Raw genomic sequence first — 24,204 nt, 5'->3', positions numbered from 1 at the left:
TACGCCCGGCTCAACACCCTCGAGCCCGGCCAGCCGGTCGAGCACTCGCTGTCGACGGCCGACCTGCTCGGCGTGGACGAGGAAACACTCAAGCCCAACCGCCAGGAACGCCGTCTGGACGCCGGCTACAACGGCTGGTGGTCCTGCCTGATCCCCTACGAGGTCGTGCAGGCCACCGGCTACCCGCTGCCGTTCTTCTTCCAGTGGGACGACGCGGAGTACTCCTACCGCGCCCGCGCGCACGGCTTCCCGACCGTCACCCTGCCGGGTGCGGGCGTGTGGCACGCGGACTTCCACATGAAGGACTGGGACGAGTGGCACCGGTACTTCAACCTCCGCAACTCGATCATCACCGCCGCGCTGCACTCGCCGTTCAACCTCAACCTCCTCTCCCGGGTCCTGCTCGCCCAGCTGGTGCGCTACCTGCTCGGCATGCAGTACGGCCTGTCGGCGACACTGATCAAAGCCGTCGAGGACTTCCTGGAAGGCCCGCAGATCCTGCGTGACGGCGGCGTCGAAGCGATGCAGGAAATCCGCCGCATCCGCGACGCCTACCCCGAAACCAAACGCCACAAGGCCACCGACGTCCCCGGCATCGCCTCCAACGACATCGGCATCATCAACAGCGCGCCACCGCCCAGCCGGGCTGTCATGGTCCTGATCAAGCGGATCCTCGACCAGGCCAGGGGCCGCCATCGGTTCGGGCTCGGCGCCGTCCCCGCGGACGAAGCCCACTGGTGGCACATCGCGCTGTTCGACACCGTGGTCGTCACCGACGCGAACCAGGAAGGCGTCCGCGTCCGCTCCTACGACCGGACCAAGACATTGGACCTGACCAAACGCGGCGTCCGGGTGATCCAGCGGCTGCGTAAGGAAGGCGCCGCGGTGCAGGAGCGGTACAAGCGCGCCATGCCCGAGCTGACCTCGCGCGAGAACTGGAAGCGCCTCTACGACCTCTGATCCCGCCTCATCCGCGCTGCCCAGTGGTGAACGCGCCGTCCGGCCGGTTGGCCGCCGGCGATGTCGACCAAAAGCACAAGCTCCTCGCCGATCGGCCAGGACCAGTTCAGCGCCGACATCTCGCGGCTGAAGGTCCTGGCGACCGCCTGATCCCCATCAGCCGGGGAGCACGTCACCGCTGGGCAGTCCCGGCGGGGCCCGGCACCGCCCGGTCGTCGAGAGCCTGATGCGGCAGGGCGCGGCGCGAGACGCCGCCGCCGGGGCGCTGGCCCATCTCCCCGGCGCCGGCGAGAACGTTGCCGAGCCGGTCCGACTCCGACAAGCGTTCCTCCCTGCAGAAGCGCCGAAACCAGCTGGGCGTGAGTTCATGGCCGGACCGCCCCGCGAAGACCTGGAGCCGCTCGCCGGTCAGCTGACGCTTCTATTGCATGCCAGGCAAAGAAGGCGCCCGCGAGAAGGGCGGGGTCGAAGGCGAAGGCGGCCGGTTCCGGCGCCGCTGGTTCGTCCCCGTCCGGAAGATCGCCGACATCTCCGGCTTGGCCGGCATCAACGACCGGCTCGCCGCGGCCGACCGCGCGGAGGACGTCCGCCATATCGATCAGCGCGCCAGCACGATCGGGCAGGACTTCGCTCTGGAGGCGCGCTTTTAGCTGCGTTGCCGGTGGACGAGTTCGACATCGCGCTGGCCAGGATCACCGTCCGCCGGGCGCTCTACTCGACCGCGCCCTCCCCGCCGGGACCACGGGTGTTTTCCGGATGACCTCGAACCGTATGTGGTCGGACGTGCAGGTGGATCAGGGTAGAAGCGGCGCGACGTTGTGATTGAGCCGGAACACATTGGCCGGGTCGTAGGCGCGTTTGAGCGCGGCCAGGCGGTCGTGGTTGGGGCCGTACGCCGATTTGACGCGTTCGGGTCCTTCGTTGCCGAGGTTGTTGACGTAGACGGCGTCTTCGAGGTGGGGTGCCACGGCGTCGAACGCACGCCGGGCCCAGCTCACGAGCTCGTCGGTGCGGGCCGGATCGGCCCACTGGGCCAAGATGAGCAGGTCGTACTGCTGGGCTCGGTGCGGGAAGGCGGTGGCGTCCGCGGGCACCCGGGCGGCGGCACCCCGCAGTCCCTGCAGCCCGATTCCGGTCTCGGGGGTCGGGATGGTCGGCACGACGGCGAGCAGGGCGTCGACGGCGGCGTCGGTGAGGTGGCGCAGGTAGCCGGATTTCCAGTAGTGCTGACGTCCACGGGGGAAGCCGGCGTCGGGCAGGCGCTGCCAGTCGAGGTAGGCGACCGGCGCGATGGAGTCCTCGCGGGGCGAGCCGAACGCGCGCAGCGGCCGCAGTGCGCGTTCTCCCTCGTCGGGATCGCCGGACCAGCAGAGGACGACGGTGATGCCCGGGCGGCCGTCGGAGTCGACTCCCAGGGAGACCGAGCTGGTCAGTTCGTCGGGTGCGGCGGCCATGAAGCGATGGTGTTCGTGCAGGACGTCGCGCGCGACCGGCCAGGGGTAGGTGAGCGCTCCGGCGAGGACCTGCGCGACCGGATGCAGGCGGTAGCGGAAGGAGGTCACCACACCGAAGTTGCCGCCACCGCCGCGCAGCCCCCAGAGCAGGTCGGCGTGCGCGTCGGGGCCGACGTCCAGGATGTCGCCGTCGGCGGTCACCACCTCGGCGCCGACCAGGTTGTCGCAGGCCAGGCCGTGTGGGCCGTTGAGCCAGCCCAGGCCGCCGCCGAGGGTGAGCCCGGCGATGCCGGTTCCCGACATGACACCCAGCGGCGTCGCGAGGCCGTGGCGTTGCGTCGCGGCGTCGAGGTCGCCGAGCAGCAGCCCGGCCCCGGCACGCGCGATCCGCTGCCCGGGGTCGACCGTCACCGTCTTCATGCCGGAGAGGTCGAGCACGATCCCGCCGTCGCAGACGGCGTTGCCGGCCACGCCGTGGCCACCACTGCGCACGGCCAGTGGCAGGTCGTGTGTGCGGGCGTGGCGGATGCCCGCGGCGACGTCGTGTGCGTCGCGGCAGCGCAGGATCGCCAGCGGCCGGCGGTCGATCATGGCGTTGAACACCGCCCGGGCGTCGTCGTAACCGGGATCGCCGGGACGGAGGGTGGGTACGCTGATGTCCGTGAGCGCGGTCATGGCAGCCTCCTGATCGGGTTCGGAAGCGCAGTCTCGCGCCGAGGGCTAATCACCGGCTAACCGTGGGATACCCGTCTCGTCCCGCAGCCGGGCCGCCTCGGCGTCGAGCGCCGCGGCCTGGTCCGGGCTGTCGGTGATCTCGGCGAGCCCTTCGAGTGCCTCGGCTGTTCCCGCGCGATGTCCGATGCGCCGGCAGACCGCGAGCGCGGCCTGCAAAGCGGCCCGGGCGTCGGCGGTCCGCGCCGAGCCGAGCGCGATCCTCGCGGCCGAGCGCAGGGCCGAGGCTTCGCCCTCGGCGTAGTTCACTTCGCGGTACAGCGCGAGTGCTTCGTCGGTGAGCCGGGCGGCCTGCTCGGCGTCGCCCCACCGGTGCTCGATCGAGGCCAGCACGTCCCGCGCGAGGCCACGCGCGGTGCTCTCACCGATCTCCTCCGCGTGCGCCAGTGCCCGAAGCGCTGTCGCGCGTGCCGCGTCGGGTTCGCGGCGGTCGCGGTGCAGCCGGGCGAGCTGGGCCTCGGCGAGGGCGGCGCCCCAGATGTCGCCTCCGGCCAGGGACAGGCTCACGCCGTCCTCGTACCGGCGCTGGGCGCGGTCGTAGCGGCCGCGGGCCCAGTCGACCGTGGCCAGGAGGGCCAAAGCGTCACCCGTCCAGGACGGTTCGTCGTGTACCCGGCCGAGAGCGAGCTGCTCGCCTGCCAGCCGTTCGGTGTCGGCAAGGTCGGCACGGCCCAGGTGCAGCAGGGAGGCCGCGGACAGCAGCGGCAGGCGCTGGCTCGCCGGGCCTGGGCCGACCGCCGTGAGTGCCTGCTGGATCCAGTACAGGCCTTCGTCCCGCGCACCCCGGAGATCCCAGTAGTGCCACAGGCAGTTGACCAGGCGCACACCGCGTTGCGGATCGTGGGCGAAGAACCACGCCAGGGCGGCCCGCAGGTTGTCGCGTTCGGTGTGCAGGCGCTCGAGCCACGGGCCCGAGCGCGGCGCGAACAGCCGCCGTCGCGCCTCTTCGGCCACCGCCAGGTAGTGGGCAGCGTGCTGCTCGGCGACCTCGTTCCGGGTGCGCGCGTCGAGCTGGGCAGCCGCGTAGGCCCGCACGGTCTCCAGCAGCCGGTATCGCATGCCGCCATCGGCTTGCTCGTCGGGCTGGACCAGCGAGGACGACACGAGACGCGCGAGCGGCAGCTCGGCTCCGGCGGAGCCACCACCGACCGCGTCGGCCGCGGCGAGGTCGAAGCGCCCCGGGAAGACGGCCAACCGGGCGAACAGTGCCTGCTCGGCGTCTCCGAGCAGGGCGTGTCCCCACGCCAGCGTGGCGGCCAGGCTCCGGTGCCGCGGGTCGGCGGCGCGAGTCACGGACTCCAAGAGCGCGAAGGGTTCGTCGAGGTGGTCGAGGAGCTTTGCCAGCGGGAGCGTCGCCGCGCGGGCGGCGGCCAGTTCGATCGCCAGCGGCAAGCCGTCGAGTCGGCGGCACAGCTCGCTGATGAGCTCCACGTTGGCGGCGGTGACGGCGAACCCGGAGCCGGCGGCCCCCGCGCGATCACCGAACAGGCGCACCGCCGCGCTCGTCGCGGCTTGCTCGGCGGTGTCGCTCTCCGACGGGGCGCTGAGCGGACGCACCGGGTGGACATGCTCGCCGGGCACGCCGAGGGGCTCGCGGCTGGTCGCCAGGACACGCAGTGGGGCCGCCGCGGCCAGCACGAGCTGCGCGAGCCTCGCGCTCTCGGCAACGAGGTGCTCGCAATTGTCCAGTACAAGCAGGGTCGGCCGCGCTGCGAGTGCCGCCGCGACGGTCCGGATCAGCGGCTGTCCGGGTTCGGCGCGCACGCCCAGGGCTTCGGCGATCAACCCCGGCAGCAGTGTGGCGTCGGCGAGCGGCGCGAGATCGACGGCCACGGCCTCGGCGTCCGCCTGCCGGCGAGCGATCTCGACGGCGAGCCGTGTCTTCCCGACCCCGCCTGGACCGGTCAGTGTCACAAGCCGGTGGGCCCGCAGCAGCGCGCCGATGCGGTCGAGGTCGCCGGCCCGACCCACGAAGGAGCCGAGCGGCGCCGGCACCAGGGCGATGCCTGCCGGCGCCGGGTTCAACGCCGGATCGTGGCGCAGGACCGCCAGGTGGAGATCACTCAGCCGCTTTTCGGGTTCCACCCCCAGTTCGTCAGCCAGCACTGTCCGTAGCCGCCGGTACGCCGTCAGCGCCTCAGCCTGCCGCCCACAGCGGTACAGCGCGAGCATCAGAAGTGCGCACACGTCCTCCCGTAACGGATGCTCCGCGGCGAGCGTCTCCAGTTCGGCCACGATCAGCCGGTGGTGTCCCAGTCGCAGCTCGGCGTCGGCGAGCAGCGCTCGTGCCTCGATGTGCAGCTCGTCCAGACGCTGGGCGGCTGCCCGCGCGAACGCCTCCTCCACGCCGGCGAGCGCCGGACCACGCCATTCGGTGAGCGCCTCCGCGAGCAGTCGAGCGGCCTTCCCCGGCATCAGCGCGAGATCGCGCCGTCCTTCCGCCAGGGCCTTCTCGAAGCGCGTCACGTCCACTTGCTCGGCGGGAACCTCGACGGTGTAGCCGCCGTCGCGGGTGATCAGCACCCGTGGCCCTCCACCGAGTTCAAGGGTTCGCCGCAGGGCCGCGACCGCTCCGTGCACCATCGTGGCGGCGGACGACGGTGCGGGACCCGGCCACAGCAACTCCACCAGCCCGTCCACCGGCAGACTCCGTCCGCGCTCCAGCAGCAGAGCCGCCAATACCGCACGCCTGCGCGGACCCCCGAGCATCAGCGGGGCACCGGTGCCGTCCAGCGCGGTCACCGGGCCCAGCAGGCGGAAGGACACCGGCCCATCTGGGGTCACACATCAGCCTGATGCGCGGCATCGCCCCAGGTCAAGGACCTTTCGCCACGATCACCCTCGCCACGGTTGCGACGGCACGCGTGGTCGCGGATATCCGGGGATCGATCACCACGATCGCCACTCCTACGCCAATTCTCCCGGCGAGAGCGGGGACGAAAGGGGACCGAATCTGTCTCCGACTCGGACCCGCCGAAGACTGGCTCACCACCCGGGACCGGCCGACCGCCGGGATCGTCCGGTTGCGCCCCGACCCCGAAGAGGTGGTCGGCAGGCAGGCCCTGCAGCTGCGGCTCGGGTCGATGGGCCGTGACGCCGACGCCGCCGAGCGCCGCCCGGGCCCTCGTGCGGATCCAGGGCCTGGTGGGCCCGGAAGCGGTCGTCACGCCGTTGCTGGACGGCGGCCGCGGCCCGGCCGAGCGCGTCCGGCTGATCCCGTGGGGCGAGCCGAGACGTCCCGTGGCCGGGGACCGGCCCTGCGGGTCCTCGGTTCGGCCGGGCCCTGGGTGGTGCACCCGTCGCTGCCCGCGCCGTGGCGAACGGGCACCGGCGCGGATCCAGGTGGTGCTGAAAGGCGGTGAAGACGACTTCGCGCTGCTGCTCCGGGCGAGCGCCGGGCTGATCCACAATGGACAGTAGAAGGTATCTACGACCAAAGGACTTCCCCGAACGGAGTCGGCACGCGCTAAAAGCCCAGTGAATGTTCGAGGGTCTCGACGACCTGGGCCGGATCGGGGGCCGCGGCGATTTCGCGTGCCAGGTCGGCGGCGTGCCGGGCGTAGTCACCGGTCAGCACGGCACGGATCACGGACCGCAGGTCCGGGTGGTCGTCATCGACGACGGCCGCGACCCCGCGGGCGGCGCAGGCACCGGCCATCCGGGCCTGGCTGGGGGCGCCGCGGGGCAGCACGACGACCGGTACGGCGTGGACCAGGGCGGCGAGGGTGGTGCCCGCTCCGCCGTGGCAGACGACGAGCGCACAGGCGGGCAGGACGTCGGGAAGGGACACGAACCGCTCGATGCGGATCCGGTCGTCGGGTGCCGCCGGGTGTCGCGGGTCGGTGCACAGCGCGTCGACGCCGGTGGCCAGGAGCGCGTCGAGCAGTTCGTCCGGTGGTGTCACGTCCCGGTACATCGGGACCGTGCCGAAGCTGACGCAGGCGAGCGGACGTTTCCGCTCGCCGACCCAGGCCATGGTGTGCGGATCGGCCGGGGTCAGGCGCGGGGTGGTGAGCCGGACCGGCCACCGGGGCGGCCCGGTCCACCCGGACGGGTTGAGCGATCGGGGGCAGGGGTCGAGGTGGGCGATGGCTCGGTTGCCGGCCGGCACCGAAGACAGCGGGCTGCCCCAGCCGTGGCTGACGAACGGCAGCTCGCGGCCGGCCGCGAAGCGGGCGCCGCCGTGTTCGCCTTTCTCGGACAGGACGAGGTCGGGTGTCCAGGTGATCATCCGGTGCAGGTCGGACGCCATGGCCGGGGCGGCGATCTCGGCGAACATCCGCGGTGCCCAGCCACTGGGTGGCCGGGTCGCCGTCTCGGGCCACCGCCGCAGCCGTTCGGCGAGCAGCTCCGCCTCGCCGAGGCCGGCCGGCACCGCCGGGATGCCGAGCGACGCGAGCGTGGGATGGAGCTCCGGGTGGGTCGCGACGGTCACGTCGTGGCCGGCGGCGAGCAGGGCGCGCAGCACGCCCAGCATCGGCACGAGGTGACCCCAGCCGGGGACGGTCGTGGCGAGGACCCGCACGTCAGGCGGGATCCAGCGCGGTGATCGCGGCGGCCAGGTCCGCCGGGCAGGTGAACTGCGGGCCGTGCGCTCCCGGCCAGGTCCGCACGGCCGTGCCGAGCCGGTCGGCCAGCCAGGCCGCGGCCTCGCCGAAGAACGGCGCCGCCTGCTGCGCACCGACGACGACGTGGACCGGCACCCGGGTGGCTCGCAGCGCGGTTTCGTCGGGGCGGTAGGCCTGGAACGCGGGCAGCTCGACGCCGAACACCAGGTCGGCGTTGCCGACCATCCGGTCCCTCAGCTGCGGGCTCCACCCGTCGACGACCTCGTCGCCGAACGCGAACCGCAGGAACCCGTCGAGCGCCGCGGGCGGCCCGCCGGTGGTCATGCCGGCCTCGATCACCGAGCCGATCATTGCGCCGACCGGTGCCGGATCGGCGAGGGCCGACAGCAGCGGCAGCTCGTGCAGGATCGTGCCCCGAACCTGGCCGGGCCTGCGCAGGGCCAGCTCGAGAGCGACGGCGGCCCCGTTGCTGGTGCCGTAGACGAGGGCCGGCCCGGCACCGGCCGCGGCGAGGACGGCGGCCGCGTCGCCGGCCTGTTCGGCGACGGAGGTCGCGTGCCAGTCCGGAATGGACGGACTGCGGGACGTGCCGCGACGGTCGTAGGTGATCACCGTCCGATGTGGTGCGAGCTCGGCGGCGACGCGGTCGAACTGACCGCTGTCACCGGGTGTGCCGGCGATCAGCAGGACGGCGGGGCCGGTCCCTTTGATCTCCCAATACAGCTGGCTGTTCGCGCTTGGCAATGTCGTGGTCATGGCATCGAGTGCACCACCCGCGCCCGGGCAAGTCCATGACCAGGACTTTCTCGATCGATAACCTGCGCTTATCATTCGTCGGGTGGATGTCCGGCAGCTGCGCTGCTATGTGGCGGTCGCCGAGGAGCTGCACTTCGGCCGTGCGGCCGTGCGGCTCCATATCGCCCAGCCCGCGGTGAGCCAGACCGTCAAGGCGATCGAGAAGCAGCTCGGCCTGGTGCTGCTCGACCGCTCCGGCCGGCGGGTCCGGCTCACGGAGGCCGGCGCGTTGTTCCTGGACGAGTCACGGGCGGTGCTGGCGCGGCTGGACGACGCGATGGGGGCCATGGTTCGCTACCGCGAGGACGAAGCCGGGCACCTGCACATCGGGGTGGCGGCCGCGCTCCCGCCGGACCTCGTGCCGCGGCTCGTCGCCCGCATCCGCGGCGAGCATCCCGAGCTCGCGGTCAGCGTGCACCCGCTGCCGGCGCAGCCGGAGGTCGCCGACCTGTTCGACACGGGGCTGGACCTCGTCCTGGTGCGCGAGCCGGTCCGGCGCGGGCGCCGGATCGCCTGCCGGGTCGTCGCCAGAGAGGCGATCGGTGTCGCCCTGCCCCGGTCGCACCCGCTCGCGGCACTCGAGACGATCACCGCGGCGCAGCTCGACGGCCAGCCACTGGCCGGTTTCGCGCGTTCCGCGGACCCGGCGGCCCACGACGCGATGTTCGCCGTGCTCCGTGCCGCCGGTTACACCGGCCCGGGTGTGCTGCACGAGGCACACAGCGGCGCCGTCGACGCCTCGATGCGGCTCGTCGCCACCGGCGGGGCCGTCTCCCTCAAGCTCGCCGGCGAGGTGCGCACCTTCGGCAATCCCGACGTGGTGTGGCGTCCCCTCGCCGACACCCATCTCGAGGTCACCGTCACCGCCGCCTGGTGCCCCGAACGCATGACCGGAGCACGCGCCGAAGTGCTCCGGTTGCTGCCGCGACCCGTCCGGTGACCGGCGGTCACGTGCCGCGTCCGTCCTTTGTGACCGACGCGACGTCCCGAGTTGACCGGGCGATCTGCCAGGATCAGGATCAGGATCGCTATCGCACCTGTGTTCGAGCCGGCTGCGCGCGGCCGCCGTCGAGCGGCGGCACGTCGGGATCTGCACAGCGGAGCGGGACATCGGCGGAGACCCACCCGGGAGTCGAACCCGGTGTTCATCACGGCTTTGCAGGCCGCGCCACGAACCGTCGTGAAGTGGGTCGAGCGGCTCCGGCGGGAACGCCGGGCCGGGGTCGCGCGCCGTGGTGTCGATCCACGTGGGCGGGGCTTATGAGGCCCCGCTGGTTGCCGAACCGCGCGCGCTGCCGCCGGGTTTCCCGGCGGGTAGGTGGGGTGGCCGGCCGGACTCGCACCGGCTTCGCCCGGGGTCACAGCCCGGGGCCTCGTCTCCTTCGGCATCGGCCACAGTCGTCCCACCAGGAGTCGAACCTGGGACCGGCCCGGTGTGAACGGGCTGCTCTCCCGCTGAGCTACAGGACGTCGCCGCCGCGAGCCGCGGTGGCGTGGGTGCGCATGCCAGGGACGAACCTCGGCACCTCCCGGGTGTCGGCGGGGTGCTCTTCCGCTGAGCTGCACGCGCAGGGTCCGGGCCGAGGCCCGAGCGGTGCTGGTGGAAGACGTGGGTGTCGAACCCACCACGACGATCTTGCAAGGATCGTCTGCGCTCCGCGCGCGTCCCCCTCGACCGCGCGTCGTCCCTGGCTCCACAAGGGACGCCGGGCGCGACGCAGCTCCCCCGCCAGGACTCGAACCTGGTGCCTCCCGATTAACAGTCGGGTGCGCAGCCCGTTGCGCCTCGAGGGAATGAACGTGGTGGTGCCCCCAGCAGGAGTCGAACCTGCGTTCCCGGCTTCGGACGCCGGAGTCGTATCCGCTGGACCACAGGGGCGCGGGTGGGCCGCCAGGGATTCGAACCCCGAACCCGCCGGGTAAAAGCCGGCTGCTCTGCGCAAGTTGAGCTAACGGCCCCAGGTCACCGCCGCAGTGCGGGCGACGTGGCGGAGGATGCAGGATTTGAACCTGCGCGACGCTCATCACGCCGACCACCGTTTTCGAGACGGCTGCCTTTCCGGGCTCGGCCAATCCTCCTTACACGGCAACGGTTTCCTGTTGTCGTGGTGGTCGAGGTGCCAGGAGTCGAACCTGATCCGTCGCTTCATCAGAGCGCTGCACAGACCGCCATGCTCCACCTCGTTCTCGTGCGCGGAGGGCGCGCGATTCGAACGCGCGCCGGGACCTCGGCCCCGGACCACGGGGTAGCAACCCGGTGCCTTGCCTGGCTCGGCCAGCCCTCCAAAATGTGCCCCCGGCAGGAGTCGAACCCGCATGCCCGCCGACGCGGGCGCGCGGGTTTGAGCCGCGTGCGTCTGCCGTTTCGCCACAGGGGCGCTGCTGCCCGTCGAGGATTCGAACCTCGGTCTCCGCGGTCAGAGCGCGGTGTCCGTGCCAGCTGGACCAACGGGCATCAGGTTTGTGTCGTCGGCTCCCGGTCCAGGGATCGAACCTGGGCTGGCGGATCCAAAGTCCGTCGTGCTGCCGATTACACCAACCGGGAATGTGGTGCCCCTACCAGGATTCGAACCTGGACTGGACGCGTTCTGAGCGCGTTGCCTCTGCCGTTGGGCTACAGGGGCGTCGTCGCACCCGGCCGCGACGGCGACCGGATACGACCACGAGCCTCTTCCGGGACTCGAACCCGGTCCTCCCGCTTACGAGACGGGTGCTCTGCCCTGCTGGGCTGAAGAGGCGTGGTGGTGAACGTGCGGCTCCGAGGAGTCGAACCCCGACTGGACTGGTCCTCGGCCAGGTGCCTCTGCCGGTTGGGCTAGAGCCGCGAGACGGTGCGCCCGGCACCGTCGAGATCGTGCGTGGTGGCTCCCCAGGGACTCGAACCCTGACACCCGGGTCTTCAGTCCGGTGCTCTGCCTGCTGAGCTAAAGAGCCTTGGCGAGCCGGGACTCCTCGCGTAGCGCGTACGGGACTCGAACCCGTGTCTCCCGGGCGAGAACCGGGGATCCGTGCCATCTGGACCAACGCGCCTTTCGGCCGACGTCGAGCGGGCGAGCCGCTCGGTGGGCCGTGGTCGGATGCCCGCGAGTCGAACGCGGTGACTCCTGATCCCAAATCAGGTGGGGTCGCCAGTGCCCCTCGCACCCGGTGCGGTCGCACGAGGGCCGTGGCCGTCGTGCTGATCGAAGCGCTCACGACGGGACTCGAACCCGCGAATCGCCGCATGGACAGTGCGGTGCCCTTGCCGCTGGGCCACGTGAGCATCTGGGGCCGGCGTGCCCGTAGCGCACGCCGGCCAGTACCCCTACCAGGACTTGAACCTGGCACCTCCGCGTTCGTAGCGCGGCGCTCTGTCCAGCTGAGCTACCGGGGCGAATTCTTGGTGCGTAGCCGATCCGGGTATCGATCCCGGTCCTTCGCCTTGAAAGGGCGGTGACCTAGCCAGCAGTCCCATCGGCCTTGACCGGCATTGCGCTGCCGGGGTTGCGAGCGGCCGGAGGGCATCGAACCCTCTGCTTCGGTTTGGAAGACCGACGTGTCCGCCGAGTTCACCACGGCCGCGGAACGCGCCCGGCCGTGGTGGCCGTGCGCGCTGGCGCCCCCAGCAGGACTCGAACCTGCGCGCGTCGGCTCAGGAGGCCACTGCTCTGTCCGCCGAGCTACGGGGGCGTGGTGGTGGAGGAGGGAGTCGAACCCCCGGTGCCGCTTGGGCGTCCGGTTTACCGCCGGGTGGGGCTCCGCTGCCCCGTCTCCACCGGGTGAGTCCGGCCGTCTGTGGACGGCCGGACCCGGTGCTCGCCCTGGCCGCGTGTGAGGCGACGGTGACGAGCATTGGGAAATGTCTGCTCCGCTGTGTAGATGTCAAAGAGCTGCGCCACCCGAAAGGAAATAGGGCAGCGTCAAGCACCGGCGGAGGGTGTCGAACCCCCTGCGAACGGTTTTGGAGACCGCCGCGCTACCGAAGCTCGCCGATAGGAGAGAATTGTTTTTGGGTGCCTGAAATAGCGAAAGCCGCCCGGATCGGTTTCCCGACGGGCGGCTCCCTTGACATGACGAGTCCTATGTCATGGTGGGGAGCCTGCGCCGCTCAGAAGGTCCTGTTCCTGCCAGGAGAAGAGCTTCCGGTGGTCGCTCGACGAGCACGCGACAGCGATCGCGGCGGCCAGATACTGGCGCTGCGTCCCTCGCTCCCACATGTTCGTCATGACCACTCCTTCGTTGCTGGCGTGCATCCATCATCGCCCAGACAGGCGTTCGAGGTCAATCCTATTATTCGAAAGTATCCCTTGTTTCGGTGTTCGCCGCCGTCAAGGAGACCACGTGCACCTCCCGGCCATCGACGCACCGGCCGTTTGATCGGCCCGCTTCAAAGATCCCCCGGGAGCTTCAAGTCCTCCCGATCGGCGCCGGGCTTGTTCCCGCTACCGCGAGGCGCTTCGCCTGGGGGTGTCCCTATGGGTTTGTCAACCGGGAGCAGGTGCCCTGTCACCACAGGTCGTCAAGACCAGTGACGTGTTTGTGGTGCGTCTTCGGTGAGCAGGCATGTGCGAGGGGGACTGGAAATGGAATGTCAGTCCTGGGTGCCATGATCTGTCCATGAGTTATGACTTGGCGGTCTGGGAAGGCCAGCGGCCGGACGGTGACGACGAAGCCATTGAGATTTTCGCGGAGCTCGCTGAGCGCTACCTGGAGGAAGACGAGGTACCGGCGACTCCGAAGATCGCACGTTTCGTCGAGGCTCTCGTGCAGCGATGGGGGGACCTCGAAGACACCGAGGACTCTCCGTGGGCCACCGGCGGGACCGGAGACGCGAGCGGCCCGGTGCTTCACATTAACATCAGGCACGGCGATGAGAGGGTGGGGGAAGTGTCTGCCCACGTCGCCGGACTGGCACAGGAGCACGGTTTGGTGTGTTACGACTTCCAACAGAACCGCGTCCGCCCGTGACTTCCCTCCCGAGACGGTAACGGGGGGTCCCTATCAGCGGCCGGTCGATGCCACCAGACCCGGTGATAGGGACACCCCCTGGATCATGTAACGGCGTAACGGGGAAGGTGTGCTGCGGATGTTGTACAAGGCCGGCGAAGCCGCGCTCAACCAGCTGATGCGCAGCTACGCGACGCGCCCGTCGGTCGTCGACGTCCTCGAAGCCGAGGCGGGCACACCCGGCCTGCGGTTCCTGGACCGGCACGGCAAGCCCGTGCCGTGGTAGCGCTCACCGGGCCACGGCGTAGGCTTGCTGACCCCGGGGACTCGCCGCCGCCAGGACGAACCCGTCGTCGAAGCCCGTCGCGCACACCTTGCCCAGGGACTTCTCCGCCGCCAGGACGACGTCGTGGCCTCGCTCGCGCAGCTGCTCGACCACCTCGGCCGGGCACCCGGCCTCGACGACCAGGCGGTTCGGGCGGGCCGAGCGCGGCGCGAACGACGACGGGACCTGGTCGGTGTGGAACGCCCGCTGCTCGATCGCCGCCTGCGGACTCAGGCCGCCGTCCACGTGGCTGAGGAAGAAGTTCAGCGTCCACTGGTCCTGCTGGTCGCCGCCGGGGGTGCCGAACGCCAGGTGCGGGCGTCCGTCCTTGGTCACCAACGTCGGGCTGAGCGTGGTCCGCGGGCGCTTGCCCGGCGCGACCGTGTTCGGGTGCCCCTCGGTCAGCAGCGCCATCTGCCCGCGGGTGCCGAGCGGGAAGCCGAGCCCGGGAATGACCGGCGAGCTCTTCAGCCAGCCGCCGCTCGGTGTCGCGACGACCATGTTGCCGTCGCGGTCCGACGCGCTGATGCAGCACGTGTCCCCCTTGGCCGCGGTCAGCTTCACCACCGCCGGGATCCCGTCGGCGAGCTGCGCGCGCCAGTCCGGGTCGGCCGGGGCGGGCAACGGCGGCTCCGGGAACCAGCCGTCCAGGCCCGGGCGCAACGACCCGCACGCCCGCTCCCCCACCAGCTCGCGGCGGGCGGCGGCGTACTCCGGATCGAGCAGGCGATTCAGCGGGACGTCGGTGTGCGCCGGGTCGCCGTAGAAGGCCTCCCGGTCGGCGAAGGCGAGCTTCGCGCATTCGACGACCGTGTGCAGGTGCTCGGCGCCGCCGTGGTCCATCGCCGCCAGGTCGAAGCCTTCCAGCAGGCCCAGCTGCTGCAGGAACACCGGGCCCTGCGACCATGGGCCCGCCTTGTGCACGGTGTGGCCGCGGTAGTCCGCGGTGAGCGCCTGCTCGATCGTGGGCCGCCAGGACGCCAGGTCGTGGCCGGTGAGCAGGCCGCCGTTGCGGCGGCCGGTGGAGTCCAGCGGCTCGGCCGTGGCCAGGTACTTGTCGATCGCCTCGGCGACGAACCCCTGGTAGAACACGGCGACGGCGGCGTCGATCCGGTTCTCGCGTCCGCCCGGAGCGGCCTCGGACTCCGCGAGGATCCGCCGGTAGGTCGCGGCCAGGGGCCGGTTGCGCAGCCGGGACCCGGGCCGCGGCGGCCGTCCGTCGGGCAGGTAGACCTCGCCGGACGCCGTCCATTCCTCGCGGAACAGCGGCGCGAGCACCTCGATCATGTCCGCCGCCTTGGGCAGCAACGGAAACCCGTCCGAGGCGTAGGCGATCGCCGGGGCGAGCACGGTGCCGAGGTCGAGCTGGCCGCGGTCGCGCAGCAGCCGCAGCCACGCGCCGAACGCGCCGGGCACGACGGCCGGCAGCAGTCCCGATCCGGGGATCGCGTCGACGCCGCGGTCGCGGAACGCCTGGGGTGTCGCCGCTTCCGGCATCGGGCCCTGGCCGCAGATGACCTCGACGTCGCCGGTCGCGCCGTCGTGGACCAGGATCGGGACGTCACCGCCCGGACCGTTGAGGTGCGGTTCGACGACCTGGATGACCAGGGCCGTCGCGACGGCCGCGTCGAAGGCGTTGCCGCCGAGGTCGAACATCGCCGTGCCGGCGGCCGAAGCCAGCCAGTGCGTGGAGGACACGGCCCCGCGGGTGCCGAGCAGTTCGGGTCGGTCGAGCACGTCAGCTTCCCTTCTCGCGGTCCGGGTCGGCCAGCTCGCCGGATCCGGCCGGCAACACGGCACCGGACACCGAGGCCGACACCGGCCGGCCGTCGGCGACCCGGACCGAGCAGGACAAAGTGGACGGACGCCCTTGCTCACGTCCTTGGCGCAGCGTGAAGTCGTGCACGCCGTCGCCGGGGAGCCACCCTGCCTCGACGAGCCAGACGCCGAGGCCGAGCGCGGCCGACGAGCACGCCGGGTCCTCCGGCATCCCGTAGCCGGGCGCGAACAGGCGGCCGTGCGCGGTGTTCGTCACCGGGTCCCAGCTGAACACGAGCACGTCGGGGAGGCCGGCGGCGGCCATGGCCGCGAAGTCCGGTTCCGCGGCCGCGACGGCGTCCGGGCGCACCGGCAGGAAGTGGAACGCGGGGCCGAAGCCGCACGCGGCGGGGCGGGCGCCGTCGGCTGCGGGGGCGGGCAGGCCGACGGCGCCGAGCAGGGTCCCCGGGTCGAGCGGTTCGCTCTCCAGGGGGTCGTTCGCGGTGATCTTGCCCGCTTCGGCGGTCACGTCCAGGGGCAGCCGCTTCGGCCCGCACTCCTGCACGACCCGCCCGGCGGGCACCAGGCCGAGCCGGGCGAGCGTCACCGCCGTGCCGACGCTGGAGTGGCCGCCGAACGGCGACTCCTTTTCCGGCGTGAAAACCCGGACGCGGTAGTGGGCGCCGGTGCCGGTGGGCGGCAGGACGAACGCCGTCTCGGTGTGGTTGATCTCGCGGGCCAGCGCCTGCATGCCCGCGGTGTCGAGGTCGCCGGCCTTCGGGACGACGCCGAGCGCGCTGCCGGCGTAGACGTGGTCGGCGAACATGTTGACGATCTCGTACGCGGGCATGCTGCTCCCTTCAGGAGAGGTCCAGCTCGTCGAGGACGCGCTCATCCCCTTGGTAGGGCTCGGATTCGCGGGGCCAGTGCACGACCAGGTCGGTGAAGCCCAGGTCGGCGAACGTGCCCGAGGCGTCCCGGAAGGACTGCGCGGAGTCCAGCACGCCCCCGACGGTCGCGCCGGTCACCAGCAGTTTCCCGGCCGACGCCGGATCCCGGTCCGCCGTGACGCACGCGTCCTCGAACGTCCGGAGCTGGTCCTTCAGCTCCGGGACGACCAGGTCCCAGCGGCGGGCGTCGAACCGGCCCGGCGCGCCCGCGGTCAGCCACGTTTCGCCGTACCGGGCGGCCAAGCCCATCGCCTTCGGGCCGGTCGCCGCGACCGCGAACGGCACCTGCGGCCGCTGCACGCACCCCGGCTCCATCCGCGCGTCTTCACAGCGATAGTACTGACCTTCGTACGACGTGAGCGGCTGCCGCAGCAGCAGCTCCGTCAGCTCGAGGAACTCCGCGAACCGCGCGGAGCGGCTACCCGAAGGCACGACGCCGAAGACGCTCTCGTCGTATCCCCCGGCCCCCGACCCGACGCCGCAGATCAGCCGGCCGCCGGAAATGTCGTCGAGCGTCATCAGCTCCTTGGCGAACGGCACCGGGTGGCGGAACGTCGGCGTCGCGACGAGCGAGCCGAGCCGCATCTTCGACGTCACCCCGGCCGCCGCGGTGAGCGTCGGCAGGCAGCCGAACCAGGTTTCGTCGCGCAGCCAGCGCCACATCAGGTGGTCGTAGGTCCAGGCGTGGTCGAACCCGAGCTCTTCGGCGCGGCGCCAGCGGTCCCGCGCGGCGGACCAGCGCTGCTCGGGCAGCAGGACGATGCCGTGGCGCACGGCTCAGTCCGCCGGCGAGCCGGCGGCGCACGCGGCGACGTCGGCGAGCAGGCCGACGAACCCGGCCTCGCAGGAGCGGACCTCGGGACTGGTCAGCTCCGCCGGCGGGTCCTCGGCGTCGGACACGGAGTCGACGCCGTTGACGGACACGTCCAGCGCCACGGCGTTGAGCCGCCGCAGCAGCTGCGCGACGACGTCGGGCAGCGACGTGGGCGCCCGCAGTGTCATGAAGTAGTTGTCGTAGACCGCGCCGAGGACGTCCGGGTGGTGCGTCTCGGTGGCGCCGGACGCGTCCTGCAGCAGCGACCGGCCGCTGGGCACCAGCTTCGCCGCGATCCCGCCATGGACCCGTTGATAGAAGCCGACTTCGTCGCGCAGTGCCTTGACGCCGGGCGAGTCGTCGTCCGGCAGGCCCTTGCCGCGGTAGAGGTCGCGGACCGGGCCGAAGTCCGGCGCCCAGGTGCCGCTGAACCCGCGGTGCTGCAGGAACATGCTCGGGCGGATGACCTCGTGGTAGACGTCGATCGGCGTCGAGCTGGTGTAGAGCAGCATCGCGCTGAAGCCGCGGGTGAACAGGGCCGCCGAGGCCAGTGCGGCCTCGCGGTCGCGCTCACCGCGTTCGGCCAGCGCCAGTTCGCGGGCGACCAGCTGCCACAGCACGAACGTCACCTGGTGGCCGGTGATCCAGCGGAACCAGTAGAGCCGGTCGGACGACTCGACGGGCTCGACCGCGCCCGGCGCGCCCTCGCGGGAGAGGTGCTCAAGGTGCGAGCACAGGCCGGCGAAGCGGGAACACGGCCCGTCGCCGTCGGGTTCGGTGCCCGCGTCGGGGATGGTCAGCGGTTCGAGACCATAAGGAAAGTCGCCGAAGTCCCATCCCTCGCGCACGGGGACTCCGGTGAGCACGGGAACGGTCATCACGCGGCCTCCGGAATCCAGGTGAATTCGTATTCCAGGCCGTTCACGTCGAACGCGTAGAAACTCTGCACGCCGTCGGCGTCGGTGACGATCTCCGTCGCCGGTTCGTTCCGGGCGAAATGATATCGACCGGACTCGTAAAGCTTTATCCAGTGGCGCTGCCACGCGCGCATTTCGGCGGGCGAGCCGACCTCCATGCAGACGTGCTGGAACTGCGCGTCGCCGGGATCGGGTGCTTGAGCCCCCTCGCCGGCGCGTTCGAAGAGGTGGAATCGGGTGCCGCCGGCCCGCAGCTCGACGAGCTTGACGATGCCGGGCAGCCGGCTCGTGGTCAGCTCGGAGAACTCCTCCAGGGACCAGTTTTCCTTGCAGCCGAAGAAGTCCTGGTACCACGAAACGCAGTTGTCCAGGTCGGCGGTCTGGATCCCCAGGTGGTGGAACGTGGCCGCGCGCAGCGGGGCGAGACGCGGCGACTCGAGGGTCGCCACGGCGTTCTCGGTCATGGTCGCCATCCTTTCTTCCGGCGCCGGTTCACATTCCCAGACGGCGCCTCGAGAGTGGCCTTGATGGATCATCGGGGGGCGGCGGTGCGATCAACCGCCCGATCTCCCTCGAGCCTACATTGGTTGCCGCCGGGAAACAAGTTGGCGGCAAAAGAATTTCGATTATCCCTTAAGCCGGGCGCGATCCTCAAGTACGATCGGGAGACATGAGCGAAGACCAGTGGACGAAAATCGACACCTACACCTCGGCCCTGATGGTGGAGCACGACGCCGCCCTGGACCTCGCGGCCAAGGCGAGCGCCGAGGCCGGGCTGCCGGAGATCGCGGTGGCACCCAACCAGGGCAAGTTCCTCCACCTGCTCGCCCGCACGCACGGCGCGCGCCGGATCCTCGAGGTCGGCGCGTTCGGCGGCTACAGCGCGATCTGGCTGGCCCGCGCGCTGCCCGAGGGCGGCACGCTGACCACCCTGGAGGCCGAACCGTCGTTCGCCGAAGTCGCGCGGCGGAACATCGACAACGCGGGCCTGTCCGACGTGGTCGACCTGCGTGTCGGCAAGGCCCTCGACACGCTGCCGGCGCTGGCCGGCGGCGAGCCGTTCGACTTCGTGTTCATCGACGCCGACAAGGCGAACATCCCGGAGTACTTCGGCTGGGCCTTGAAGCTGACCCGCCCTGGCAGCGTGATCGTCGTGGACAACGTGGTGCTCGACGGGCTCGTGGTCGAGGCCGACAGCCCCAACCCGGCGGTTCAGGGAGTGCGCCGGTTCAACCAGCTGGTGGCCGACGAGCCGCGCGTCACCGCGACGACCGTGCAGACCGTCGGCAGCCGCGGCCACGACGGGTTCTGCCTGATGCTCGTCGAGAGCTGAGAACCGCACTGACATAGCCCAGACCGGAGGGCCTTCCCGCACCGCGGGGAGGCCCTCCGTCCATTCGGGACACACGTCAGAGCCGATCGGGGTTGATCAGGTCCGGGGCGGTCCAGCCGTCGAGGTCGTACTCGGCCAGGCACTGCTCGGCGAACCCCTTGTAGCCGTCCACCTGCCCGGACATCTGCTGCGCGGTGAGCATCTCGATCCGGACGTTCTCGTGGTTGCCCGAGAAGTTCCGCTCGTAGAGCTCGTTGCGGCCGGCGAACTCGGTGCCAACGGAGTCCCAGATCAGCTTCATCAGCTTGACCCGCTCGACGGCGTCGTAGCCCGCCGAACCCCGCACGTACTTGTCCAGGTAGGGTCGCAGCTCCGGGTTCTGGAAGTCGCTCGCGTGCGAGTTGAGGTAGATCAGCGCGCTGCCCAGGTCCTGGTGGATGATCTCGCGCACCCGCGGGTAGCCGATCGTCATGAACCAGCGGTAGGCCATGCCGTAGTCGAGCTTCGGCAGCAGCGCGCCGTCCTTCCACGGGTCCGGGTTCAGCGCCATGGCGTCGCTGAGCCCCCAGAACATGTTGCGCCACGCCAGGACCTCGCCGATGCGGGTCTGGATGCCGCGGAAGTCCTTGGTGCCGGTGACGTCGACGCCCTTGAGCAGCAGCCCGGCCAGGAAGTCCAGCTTGACCGCCAGCCGCGTCACGCCGTGGAACGTCGAGCGGTTCAGGAACCCCGACGCGGACAGGAAAGTCGCCGCCTTGGCCTGGTCGCCGTAGACGAACACGTTCTCCCACGGGATCTTCACCTTGTCGAGCACGAAGATCGTGTCGTTCTCGTCCAGCCGGCTGGACAGCGGGTAGTCGAACGGGCTGCCCATCGTGTCGGCCTGCAGCGCGTACGACGGCCGGCAGATCAGCTTCAGACCCGGCGAGTCCATCGGCAGCGTCGCGACCAGCGCGAACTCGCGCTTCTTCACCGGCAGCCCGTAGTGGGCGATGAAGTTGCCGTGCGTCAGCGCGGACCCGGTCGCGACGACCTTGGCGCCGCTCACGACGAGGCCGTCGTCGCGTTCCTCCTCGACGTGCACGAACACGTCCCCGACGTCGTCGGCCGCCTTGTGCCGGTCGACCGGCGGGTTGATGATCGCGTGGTTCCAGAACAGAACCTTCTCCTGCGCCTCGGCGTACCAGCGCCGTGCGTTGCCCTCGAACTCGCCGTAGTAGCCCGGGTCGACGCCCAGGGTGGCGAGGAAGCTCGCCTTGTAGTCCGGGCTGCGGCCGAGCCAGCCGTAGCTCATCCGGGCCCATTCGGCGATCGCGTCCCGGTCGCCCAGGAGGTCCTGTGTGGACTTCGGGGCGCGGAAGAACTTGTGCGTGAACCCGCCGCTGCCGGTGTCGGTCGGCGTCGTCAGCACGTCCTTCTTGTCCGGGTCGTGCAGGGCGTCGTACAGCCGGGCGGTCATCCTCGCGGTGTTGCGGAACGCCGGGTGCTTGGTCACGTCGTCGACGCGTTCGCCGTAGGCCCAGATCTCGCGGTCGTCGCGGATGCTTTCCAGGTATTCGTCCCCGGTCATCGGCCGGGTCGTCGTCTCGCTCACTTGCCTGCCTCCCATCGGTGCGGCGCCGCGAAGGGCTGCGGCGCGATCGGGTCGTCCAGCGACCACGACCAGTGCGGTGCTTCGGGTTCTTCGGCCAGGCGCGGGAATTCGCCGCCGAAGAACAGCAGCGGCCGCCCGCCGGCCAGGTCGAGGCCGGTGACCTCGCCGACGTGCAGTACGTGGTCGCCGCCGTCGTAGGCGCGCCACGGCGTGCACTCGACGTGCCCGACCGTGCCCGCCAGCCGCGGCACCGGCGAGTCGAGGTCGGCCCACGGCACGGCGTCGTCGGCCATCGGCTTGCCCGCGAAGTGCAGGGCGACGTCCCGCTGGTCCTCGGCCAGGATGTTCACCACGAACGGGCCGTCGCCGAGGTGGTTGACCGAGCGGCTGCGCCGGTCCAGCGAAACGAGCACGAGCGGCGGGTCGAGCGACACGGACGTGAACGCGTTGACGGTCGCGCCGCGCACCAGTTCGCCGCGGCGGTAGGTCACGACGGTGACGCCGGTGGTGAAGTGGCCGAGGAAGGCCCTCAGCCGAGCGCGGTCGAACGCCGGGGCGGTCGTGGTCATCGGTTTCCTCCTTCGGTCAGGGCGTGGTCGACGACGTCGCGCAGGATCGCCGGGCCGTCCTCGGTGAGGAACGACTCGGCGTGGAACTGGATGGTGGCCAGTCGCGGCCCGCGCAGGCCGATGACCTGGTCGTCGAGGCCGCGGACGACCTCGGCGGGTGCCCGGCCGGGTACTGCGACGCGGTCGTCGGCGGTGCGCGCGGCGAAGCTGTTGTAGAACCCGACGGCCCGGCGCTCGCCGTCGATCGTCACGTGCGCCTGGCGCCCCTGGTTGGGCCGCGCGAGCCGCTGGATCGGCAGGCCCAGCTCCGCGCAGAGCACCTGGTGGCCCAGGCAGACCCCGGCCAGCGGACCGCCCGAGCGCAGCAGGTCCGCGGCCAGCGCGCGCAGCCGCCCGACTTTCGCGCCTTCGACGTCGTTGGGATCGCCGGGTCCGGGGCCGAGCAGCACGAGGTCGTGCTCCGGCAGCTCGCCGGTGTCCCACGGCACGGCCGTCACGGCGCAGTTCACCGACTTCAGCTGGTAGGCCAGCATGGCGGTGAACGCGTCTTCGGCGTCGACGACCGTGATGCGCACCCGCGAGCCGCGGCCCGGCCGGGTGCCGTCGAGCCAGAACCGCGACTTGCCCCTGTTGCGGGCCTTCAGCGCGGAGCGCACCTCGTCCGACGACGTCGGCGGCGGGGGCGTCGCGGACTGGCGGGCCTCGCCGGACAGAGACTTCAGCACGGCCGACACCTTCGCCGTCGTCTCGGCGGCTTCCGACAGTGGTGCGGACTCACGCACGATCGTCGACCCGGCCGCCAGCCGGACGTCGCCGCCCGGCGAGATGTCCGCGGTGCGGATGAGGATCGCCGAGTCCAGCGAGCGGCGGCCGTCGTCGTCGCTGCCGACGAGCCCGATGACGCCGCTGTAGTAGCCGCGCCCCTTCGGCTCGTACCGGCGGATCACGCGGCAGGCGTTGACCAGCGGGCTGCCGGTGACGGTCGGCGCGAGCAGCGTGTGCCGCAGCACCTCGGTCAGCGGCTTGCCGGTCTCGCCTTCGAGGGAGTACTCGGTGTGGGCCAGCCGGGACATGCGCCGCAGCCGCGGCCCGGACACCCGGATGCCGCGGTCGCACAACTCGGCCATCATCTTGAGCTCCTCGTCGACGACCATGCAGAGCTCGTCGGCCTCCTTCTCGTCGTGGAGGAACTCGAGGAGGCCGTCGGTGTCGGCGCCGCCTTCCGGGTAGCGGTAGGTGCCGCTGATCGGGTTCATCGTGACCGTGCGGTCGAACAGCCGGACGTGCTGCTCCGGCGTGCTGCCCAGCAGGTAGCGCTCGCCAGTGAAGACCAGGAACGTCCAGTACGCCCCGGCTTCCGCCCCGAGCAGGCGCTTGAACACCGCCCGCGCGACGTCGTCGTCGAAGCCCGGGAACCGGCCGCGCAGGCTGCGGGAGAGCACGAAGTTCGCGCCCTCGCCGGCGCCGATCTCGTCGGCGAGGATCCGCTCGACCGTGCGGGCGTACTCGTCGTCGCCGAGGTCGAACGCCCGGTTCTCCAGCGGCGGGGCGTGGTCGGGCAGCGCGGCCAGGGTCTCGGCGACGGTCAGCGTCGCCTGCGACTCGATGTCCATCACCTGCAGCGGGACCTGGTCGTCCGGGCAGTCGTAGCCGCGCTCGGCGAGCTGCCGGTACGGGAGCAGGACGAGCTTGGTGTGCCGGCCGCGGCCCTCCCACGATCCCTCGTCCAGCGTCAGGTCCGCCAGCCGTTCGGCCGTGCGGACCGGGCCGGAGACCACCTCGACCTGGTCGCCGCGGCCGCTGCCGGGCCGGTGCAGGATCGCGTACGGCGACCCCGCGCGGATCGGCAGCCGGCTCACGCGACCACCGCGCCTTCCAGCTGCCCGACCAGCGCCGCTGTCGTCGTGGCGACCGCGCAGTTGCGGGCCGCGTAGTCGACGGCCAGCCGGTGCTCGTCCGGCCCGAAGTCGGCGACCGCGTCCGCGACGAAGAACGTCTCGATGTCGTGCGTGAACGCCTCGACGGCGGTGACCAGGCAGCCGACGTGGGCGTAGATCCCGCAGACGATCAGCTGGTCGCGTCCGGTCGCCCGCAGCCGGTCGAGCAGGTCGGTGCGGTGGAACGCGCTGTAGCGCCACTTGGTCAGCACGAGGTCCGACGGCGTCGGCGTGAGCTCGTCGATCACCTGCCGGTCGGCCGGCGTGGCCCTCATGCCCGGACCCCAGATGTCCTGCAGCAGCCCGCGGTCCTCGGGTGTCATCGAGCCGGGCTGGGCCGTGTAGTACACCGGGATCCCCAGCCGGCCCGCGGTTTCCCGCAACCGGACGATGTTGCCGACCAGCGTGCGCCGCAGTTCGCCGTCTTGCGCGTAGAAGCCGACGAAGTAGCGTTGCATGTCGTGGATCAGCAGGGCCGCGCGGCCTGGGTGGACGCGCCAGCCCGCGGTGCTGACCGGGACGGTCGTGGGCAGGTCGTACGGTTCGATCGTGATGCCGCTCATCAGGCCTCC

General features: G+C 71.3%; 22 protein-coding genes and 25 tRNA genes. 7 read left to right on the top strand and 40 right to left on the bottom strand.

Annotation, left to right across the window (positions count from 1 at the left end):
• Nucleotides 1–960 (top strand): glycosyltransferase (locus tag AB0M82_RS33050; RefSeq protein ID WP_364730374.1); only part of this gene is annotated, 960 nt, incomplete at its 5' end.
• 172 nt (nt 961–1,132) lie between these two features.
• Here the strand turns inward: AB0M82_RS33050 and AB0M82_RS33045 are convergent.
• Nucleotides 1,133–1,282, bottom strand: coding sequence for a hypothetical protein (locus AB0M82_RS33045; protein ID WP_364730371.1), 150 nt, complete (start codon nt 1,280–1,282; stop codon nt 1,133–1,135).
• 106 nt (nt 1,283–1,388) lie between these two features.
• On the opposite strand from AB0M82_RS33045, the gene AB0M82_RS33040 reads away from it, so the two are divergent.
• Nucleotides 1,389–1,610, top strand: coding sequence for a hypothetical protein (locus AB0M82_RS33040; protein ID WP_364730368.1), 222 nt, complete (start codon nt 1,389–1,391; stop codon nt 1,608–1,610).
• Nucleotides 1,611–1,754: 144 nt separating this feature from the next.
• Here AB0M82_RS33040 and AB0M82_RS33035 read toward each other — a convergent pair whose 3' ends face one another.
• The gene (locus AB0M82_RS33035; RefSeq protein ID WP_364730365.1) at nt 1,755–3,089 is read right to left on the bottom strand and encodes an FAD-binding oxidoreductase; all 1,335 of its coding nucleotides are present in this window, start codon (nt 3,087–3,089) and stop codon (nt 1,755–1,757) included.
• Between the two features lie 45 nt (nt 3,090–3,134).
• Entirely contained in the window at nt 3,135–5,912 is a 2,778-nt protein-coding gene (locus AB0M82_RS33030; RefSeq protein WP_364730362.1) for a BTAD domain-containing putative transcriptional regulator, read from the bottom strand.
• A gap of 324 nt (nt 5,913–6,236) precedes the next feature.
• On the opposite strand from AB0M82_RS33030, the gene AB0M82_RS33025 reads away from it, so the two are divergent.
• On the top strand, nt 6,237–6,566 hold the full coding sequence (locus tag AB0M82_RS33025; RefSeq protein WP_364730359.1) for a hypothetical protein: 330 nt from the start codon (nt 6,237–6,239) through the stop codon (nt 6,564–6,566).
• Nucleotides 6,567–6,612: 46 nt separating this feature from the next.
• Here AB0M82_RS33025 and AB0M82_RS33020 read toward each other — a convergent pair whose 3' ends face one another.
• Nucleotides 6,613–7,671 (bottom strand): glycosyltransferase, encoded by a 1,059-nt coding sequence (locus tag AB0M82_RS33020; RefSeq protein ID WP_364730356.1) that lies wholly within the window; start codon nt 7,669–7,671, stop codon nt 6,613–6,615.
• Between the two features lies 1 nt (nt 7,672).
• Nucleotides 7,673–8,470, bottom strand: a complete 798-nt coding sequence (locus AB0M82_RS33015) for an alpha/beta hydrolase (protein ID WP_364730353.1) — start codon at nt 8,468–8,470, stop codon at nt 7,673–7,675.
• An 82-nt stretch (nt 8,471–8,552) separates the two neighbouring features.
• On the opposite strand from AB0M82_RS33015, the gene AB0M82_RS33010 reads away from it, so the two are divergent.
• Entirely contained in the window at nt 8,553–9,449 is an 897-nt protein-coding gene (locus AB0M82_RS33010) for a LysR substrate-binding domain-containing protein (protein ID WP_364730350.1), read from the top strand.
• 379 nt (nt 9,450–9,828) lie between these two features.
• On the opposite strand, the gene AB0M82_RS33005 is transcribed toward AB0M82_RS33010, so the two are convergent.
• The 26 genes from AB0M82_RS33005 to AB0M82_RS32880 form a co-directional block, all read right to left on the bottom strand.
• Nucleotides 9,829–9,905, bottom strand: a tRNA-His gene (locus AB0M82_RS33005).
• Between the two features lie 2 nt (nt 9,906–9,907).
• Nucleotides 9,908–9,979: transfer RNA gene (locus tag AB0M82_RS33000), tRNA-Val, on the bottom strand.
• A 28-nt stretch (nt 9,980–10,007) separates the two neighbouring features.
• Nucleotides 10,008–10,079: transfer RNA gene (locus AB0M82_RS32995), tRNA-Val, on the bottom strand.
• A 151-nt stretch (nt 10,080–10,230) separates the two neighbouring features.
• Nucleotides 10,231–10,303, bottom strand: a tRNA-Asn gene (locus AB0M82_RS32990).
• 10 nt (nt 10,304–10,313) lie between these two features.
• Nucleotides 10,314–10,388, bottom strand: a tRNA-Arg gene (locus AB0M82_RS32985).
• A gap of 5 nt (nt 10,389–10,393) precedes the next feature.
• A tRNA-Lys gene (locus AB0M82_RS32980) sits at nt 10,394–10,468 on the bottom strand.
• 27 nt (nt 10,469–10,495) lie between these two features.
• Nucleotides 10,496–10,588: transfer RNA gene (locus AB0M82_RS32975), tRNA-Ser, on the bottom strand.
• A gap of 30 nt (nt 10,589–10,618) precedes the next feature.
• Nucleotides 10,619–10,693, bottom strand: a tRNA-Ile gene (locus tag AB0M82_RS32970).
• A 10-nt stretch (nt 10,694–10,703) separates the two neighbouring features.
• Nucleotides 10,704–10,794: transfer RNA gene (locus AB0M82_RS32965), tRNA-Ser, on the bottom strand.
• A 6-nt stretch (nt 10,795–10,800) separates the two neighbouring features.
• Nucleotides 10,801–10,887 (bottom strand) — tRNA-Leu (locus AB0M82_RS32960).
• A gap of 4 nt (nt 10,888–10,891) precedes the next feature.
• Nucleotides 10,892–10,964: transfer RNA gene (locus AB0M82_RS32955), tRNA-Gln, on the bottom strand.
• An 18-nt stretch (nt 10,965–10,982) separates the two neighbouring features.
• Nucleotides 10,983–11,054 (bottom strand) — tRNA-Gln (locus AB0M82_RS32950).
• A 3-nt stretch (nt 11,055–11,057) separates the two neighbouring features.
• Nucleotides 11,058–11,133: transfer RNA gene (locus tag AB0M82_RS32945), tRNA-Leu, on the bottom strand.
• A 41-nt stretch (nt 11,134–11,174) separates the two neighbouring features.
• Nucleotides 11,175–11,247 (bottom strand) — tRNA-Thr (locus AB0M82_RS32940).
• A gap of 13 nt (nt 11,248–11,260) precedes the next feature.
• A tRNA-Leu gene (locus AB0M82_RS32935) sits at nt 11,261–11,334 on the bottom strand.
• A gap of 34 nt (nt 11,335–11,368) precedes the next feature.
• Nucleotides 11,369–11,443, bottom strand: a tRNA-Phe gene (locus tag AB0M82_RS32930).
• Between the two features lie 23 nt (nt 11,444–11,466).
• Nucleotides 11,467–11,539, bottom strand: a tRNA-Glu gene (locus tag AB0M82_RS32925).
• 40 nt (nt 11,540–11,579) lie between these two features.
• Nucleotides 11,580–11,656, bottom strand: a tRNA-Pro gene (locus AB0M82_RS32920).
• A 41-nt stretch (nt 11,657–11,697) separates the two neighbouring features.
• Nucleotides 11,698–11,771 (bottom strand) — tRNA-Asp (locus tag AB0M82_RS32915).
• Between the two features lie 37 nt (nt 11,772–11,808).
• A tRNA-Arg gene (locus AB0M82_RS32910) sits at nt 11,809–11,882 on the bottom strand.
• Between the two features lie 14 nt (nt 11,883–11,896).
• Nucleotides 11,897–11,968, bottom strand: a tRNA-Glu gene (locus AB0M82_RS32905).
• A 29-nt stretch (nt 11,969–11,997) separates the two neighbouring features.
• Nucleotides 11,998–12,070: transfer RNA gene (locus AB0M82_RS32900), tRNA-Gly, on the bottom strand.
• Nucleotides 12,071–12,102: 32 nt separating this feature from the next.
• Nucleotides 12,103–12,178: transfer RNA gene (locus AB0M82_RS32895), tRNA-Arg, on the bottom strand.
• A gap of 1 nt (nt 12,179) precedes the next feature.
• A tRNA-Tyr gene (locus tag AB0M82_RS32890) sits at nt 12,180–12,265 on the bottom strand.
• Nucleotides 12,266–12,413: 148 nt separating this feature from the next.
• A tRNA-Trp gene (locus AB0M82_RS32885) sits at nt 12,414–12,482 on the bottom strand.
• A 91-nt stretch (nt 12,483–12,573) separates the two neighbouring features.
• A complete protein-coding gene (locus tag AB0M82_RS32880; RefSeq protein WP_364730347.1) occupies nt 12,574–12,714 on the bottom strand; it encodes a hypothetical protein in 141 nt (46 codons plus the stop codon).
• Nucleotides 12,715–13,105: 391 nt separating this feature from the next.
• On the opposite strand from AB0M82_RS32880, the gene AB0M82_RS32875 reads away from it, so the two are divergent.
• Nucleotides 13,106–13,456, top strand: coding sequence for a hypothetical protein (locus tag AB0M82_RS32875; RefSeq protein ID WP_364730344.1), 351 nt, complete (start codon nt 13,106–13,108; stop codon nt 13,454–13,456).
• Between the two features lie 118 nt (nt 13,457–13,574).
• Nucleotides 13,575–13,721, top strand: coding sequence for a hypothetical protein (locus AB0M82_RS32870; RefSeq protein WP_364730341.1), 147 nt, complete (start codon nt 13,575–13,577; stop codon nt 13,719–13,721).
• Nucleotides 13,722–13,724: 3 nt separating this feature from the next.
• Here AB0M82_RS32870 and AB0M82_RS32865 read toward each other — a convergent pair whose 3' ends face one another.
• From AB0M82_RS32865 to AB0M82_RS32845, 5 genes are read right to left on the bottom strand one after another with little or no spacing between them, the layout of a single operon-like run.
• On the bottom strand, nt 13,725–15,497 hold the full coding sequence (locus tag AB0M82_RS32865) for a gamma-glutamyltransferase family protein (RefSeq protein ID WP_364730338.1): 1,773 nt from the start codon (nt 15,495–15,497) through the stop codon (nt 13,725–13,727).
• Between the two features lies 1 nt (nt 15,498).
• On the bottom strand, nt 15,499–16,368 hold the full coding sequence (locus tag AB0M82_RS32860; RefSeq protein ID WP_364730335.1) for a PhzF family phenazine biosynthesis protein: 870 nt from the start codon (nt 16,366–16,368) through the stop codon (nt 15,499–15,501).
• A 10-nt stretch (nt 16,369–16,378) separates the two neighbouring features.
• Complete coding sequence (locus AB0M82_RS32855) at nt 16,379–17,242, bottom strand: LLM class flavin-dependent oxidoreductase (protein WP_364730332.1); 864 nt, start codon at nt 17,240–17,242, stop codon at nt 16,379–16,381.
• A gap of 3 nt (nt 17,243–17,245) precedes the next feature.
• Complete coding sequence (locus AB0M82_RS32850) at nt 17,246–18,160, bottom strand: hypothetical protein (RefSeq protein ID WP_364730329.1); 915 nt, start codon at nt 18,158–18,160, stop codon at nt 17,246–17,248.
• Nucleotides 18,160–18,663, bottom strand: coding sequence for a VOC family protein (locus tag AB0M82_RS32845; RefSeq protein ID WP_364730327.1), 504 nt, complete (start codon nt 18,661–18,663; stop codon nt 18,160–18,162). Before AB0M82_RS32845 ends, AB0M82_RS32850 begins: the two co-directional genes overlap by 1 nt.
• Before the next feature lie 206 nt (nt 18,664–18,869).
• Between AB0M82_RS32845 and AB0M82_RS32840 the strand changes: the two genes are divergently transcribed.
• Nucleotides 18,870–19,532 (top strand): O-methyltransferase, encoded by a 663-nt coding sequence (locus tag AB0M82_RS32840; RefSeq protein ID WP_364730324.1) that lies wholly within the window; start codon nt 18,870–18,872, stop codon nt 19,530–19,532.
• 76 nt (nt 19,533–19,608) lie between these two features.
• Here AB0M82_RS32840 and AB0M82_RS32835 read toward each other — a convergent pair whose 3' ends face one another.
• From AB0M82_RS32835 to AB0M82_RS32820, 4 genes are read right to left on the bottom strand one after another with little or no spacing between them, the layout of a single operon-like run.
• Nucleotides 19,609–21,102: a 4-hydroxyphenylacetate 3-hydroxylase N-terminal domain-containing protein gene (locus tag AB0M82_RS32835; protein ID WP_364730377.1), complete on the bottom strand. Its 1,494-nt coding sequence runs from the start codon at nt 21,100–21,102 to the stop codon at nt 19,609–19,611.
• A 20-nt stretch (nt 21,103–21,122) separates the two neighbouring features.
• Entirely contained in the window at nt 21,123–21,695 is a 573-nt protein-coding gene (locus tag AB0M82_RS32830; protein WP_364730321.1) for a flavin reductase family protein, read from the bottom strand.
• A complete protein-coding gene (locus AB0M82_RS32825) occupies nt 21,692–23,554 on the bottom strand; it encodes an anthranilate synthase family protein (RefSeq protein ID WP_364730318.1) in 1,863 nt (620 codons plus the stop codon). The genes AB0M82_RS32830 and AB0M82_RS32825 overlap by 4 nt, the downstream gene beginning before the upstream one ends.
• The gene (locus AB0M82_RS32820) at nt 23,551–24,195 is read right to left on the bottom strand and encodes an isochorismatase family protein (RefSeq protein WP_364730316.1); all 645 of its coding nucleotides are present in this window, start codon (nt 24,193–24,195) and stop codon (nt 23,551–23,553) included. The genes AB0M82_RS32825 and AB0M82_RS32820 overlap by 4 nt, the downstream gene beginning before the upstream one ends.
• Between the last annotated feature and the right edge of the window lie 9 nt (nt 24,196–24,204).

Source organism: Amycolatopsis sp. NPDC051128 (genome assembly GCF_040682715.1).
Taxonomy (GTDB): domain Bacteria; phylum Actinomycetota; class Actinomycetes; order Mycobacteriales; family Pseudonocardiaceae; genus Amycolatopsis.
The sequence above is the reverse complement of the archived record's forward strand: the minus strand, read 5'-3'. Positions and strand labels throughout refer to the sequence as shown.

What these genes read in the sequence shown, in the direction of transcription:
- AB0M82_RS33040 (WP_364730368.1), top strand. Translation starts at nt 1,389, where the DNA reads ATGCCAGGCAAAGAAGGCGCCCGCGAGAAGGGCGGGGTCGAAGGCGAA.
- AB0M82_RS33035 (WP_364730365.1), bottom strand. Translation starts at nt 3,089, where the DNA reads ATGACCGCGCTCACGGACATCAGCGTACCCACCCTCCGTCCCGGCGAT.
- AB0M82_RS33015 (WP_364730353.1), bottom strand. Translation starts at nt 8,470, where the DNA reads ATGACCACGACATTGCCAAGCGCGAACAGCCAGCTGTATTGGGAGATC.
- AB0M82_RS32880 (WP_364730347.1), bottom strand. Translation starts at nt 12,714, where the DNA reads ATGACGAACATGTGGGAGCGAGGGACGCAGCGCCAGTATCTGGCCGCC.
- AB0M82_RS32875 (WP_364730344.1), top strand. Translation starts at nt 13,106, where the DNA reads ATGAGTTATGACTTGGCGGTCTGGGAAGGCCAGCGGCCGGACGGTGAC.
- AB0M82_RS32870 (WP_364730341.1), top strand. Translation starts at nt 13,575, where the DNA reads ATGTTGTACAAGGCCGGCGAAGCCGCGCTCAACCAGCTGATGCGCAGC.
- AB0M82_RS32860 (WP_364730335.1), bottom strand. Translation starts at nt 16,368, where the DNA reads ATGCCCGCGTACGAGATCGTCAACATGTTCGCCGACCACGTCTACGCC.
- AB0M82_RS32850 (WP_364730329.1), bottom strand. Translation starts at nt 18,160, where the DNA reads ATGACCGTTCCCGTGCTCACCGGAGTCCCCGTGCGCGAGGGATGGGAC.
- AB0M82_RS32845 (WP_364730327.1), bottom strand. Translation starts at nt 18,663, where the DNA reads ATGACCGAGAACGCCGTGGCGACCCTCGAGTCGCCGCGTCTCGCCCCG.
- AB0M82_RS32840 (WP_364730324.1), top strand. Translation starts at nt 18,870, where the DNA reads ATGAGCGAAGACCAGTGGACGAAAATCGACACCTACACCTCGGCCCTG.
- AB0M82_RS32835 (WP_364730377.1), bottom strand. Translation starts at nt 21,102, where the DNA reads ATGACCGGGGACGAATACCTGGAAAGCATCCGCGACGACCGCGAGATC.
- AB0M82_RS32830 (WP_364730321.1), bottom strand. Translation starts at nt 21,695, where the DNA reads ATGACCACGACCGCCCCGGCGTTCGACCGCGCTCGGCTGAGGGCCTTC.
- AB0M82_RS32820 (WP_364730316.1), bottom strand. Translation starts at nt 24,195, where the DNA reads ATGAGCGGCATCACGATCGAACCGTACGACCTGCCCACGACCGTCCCG.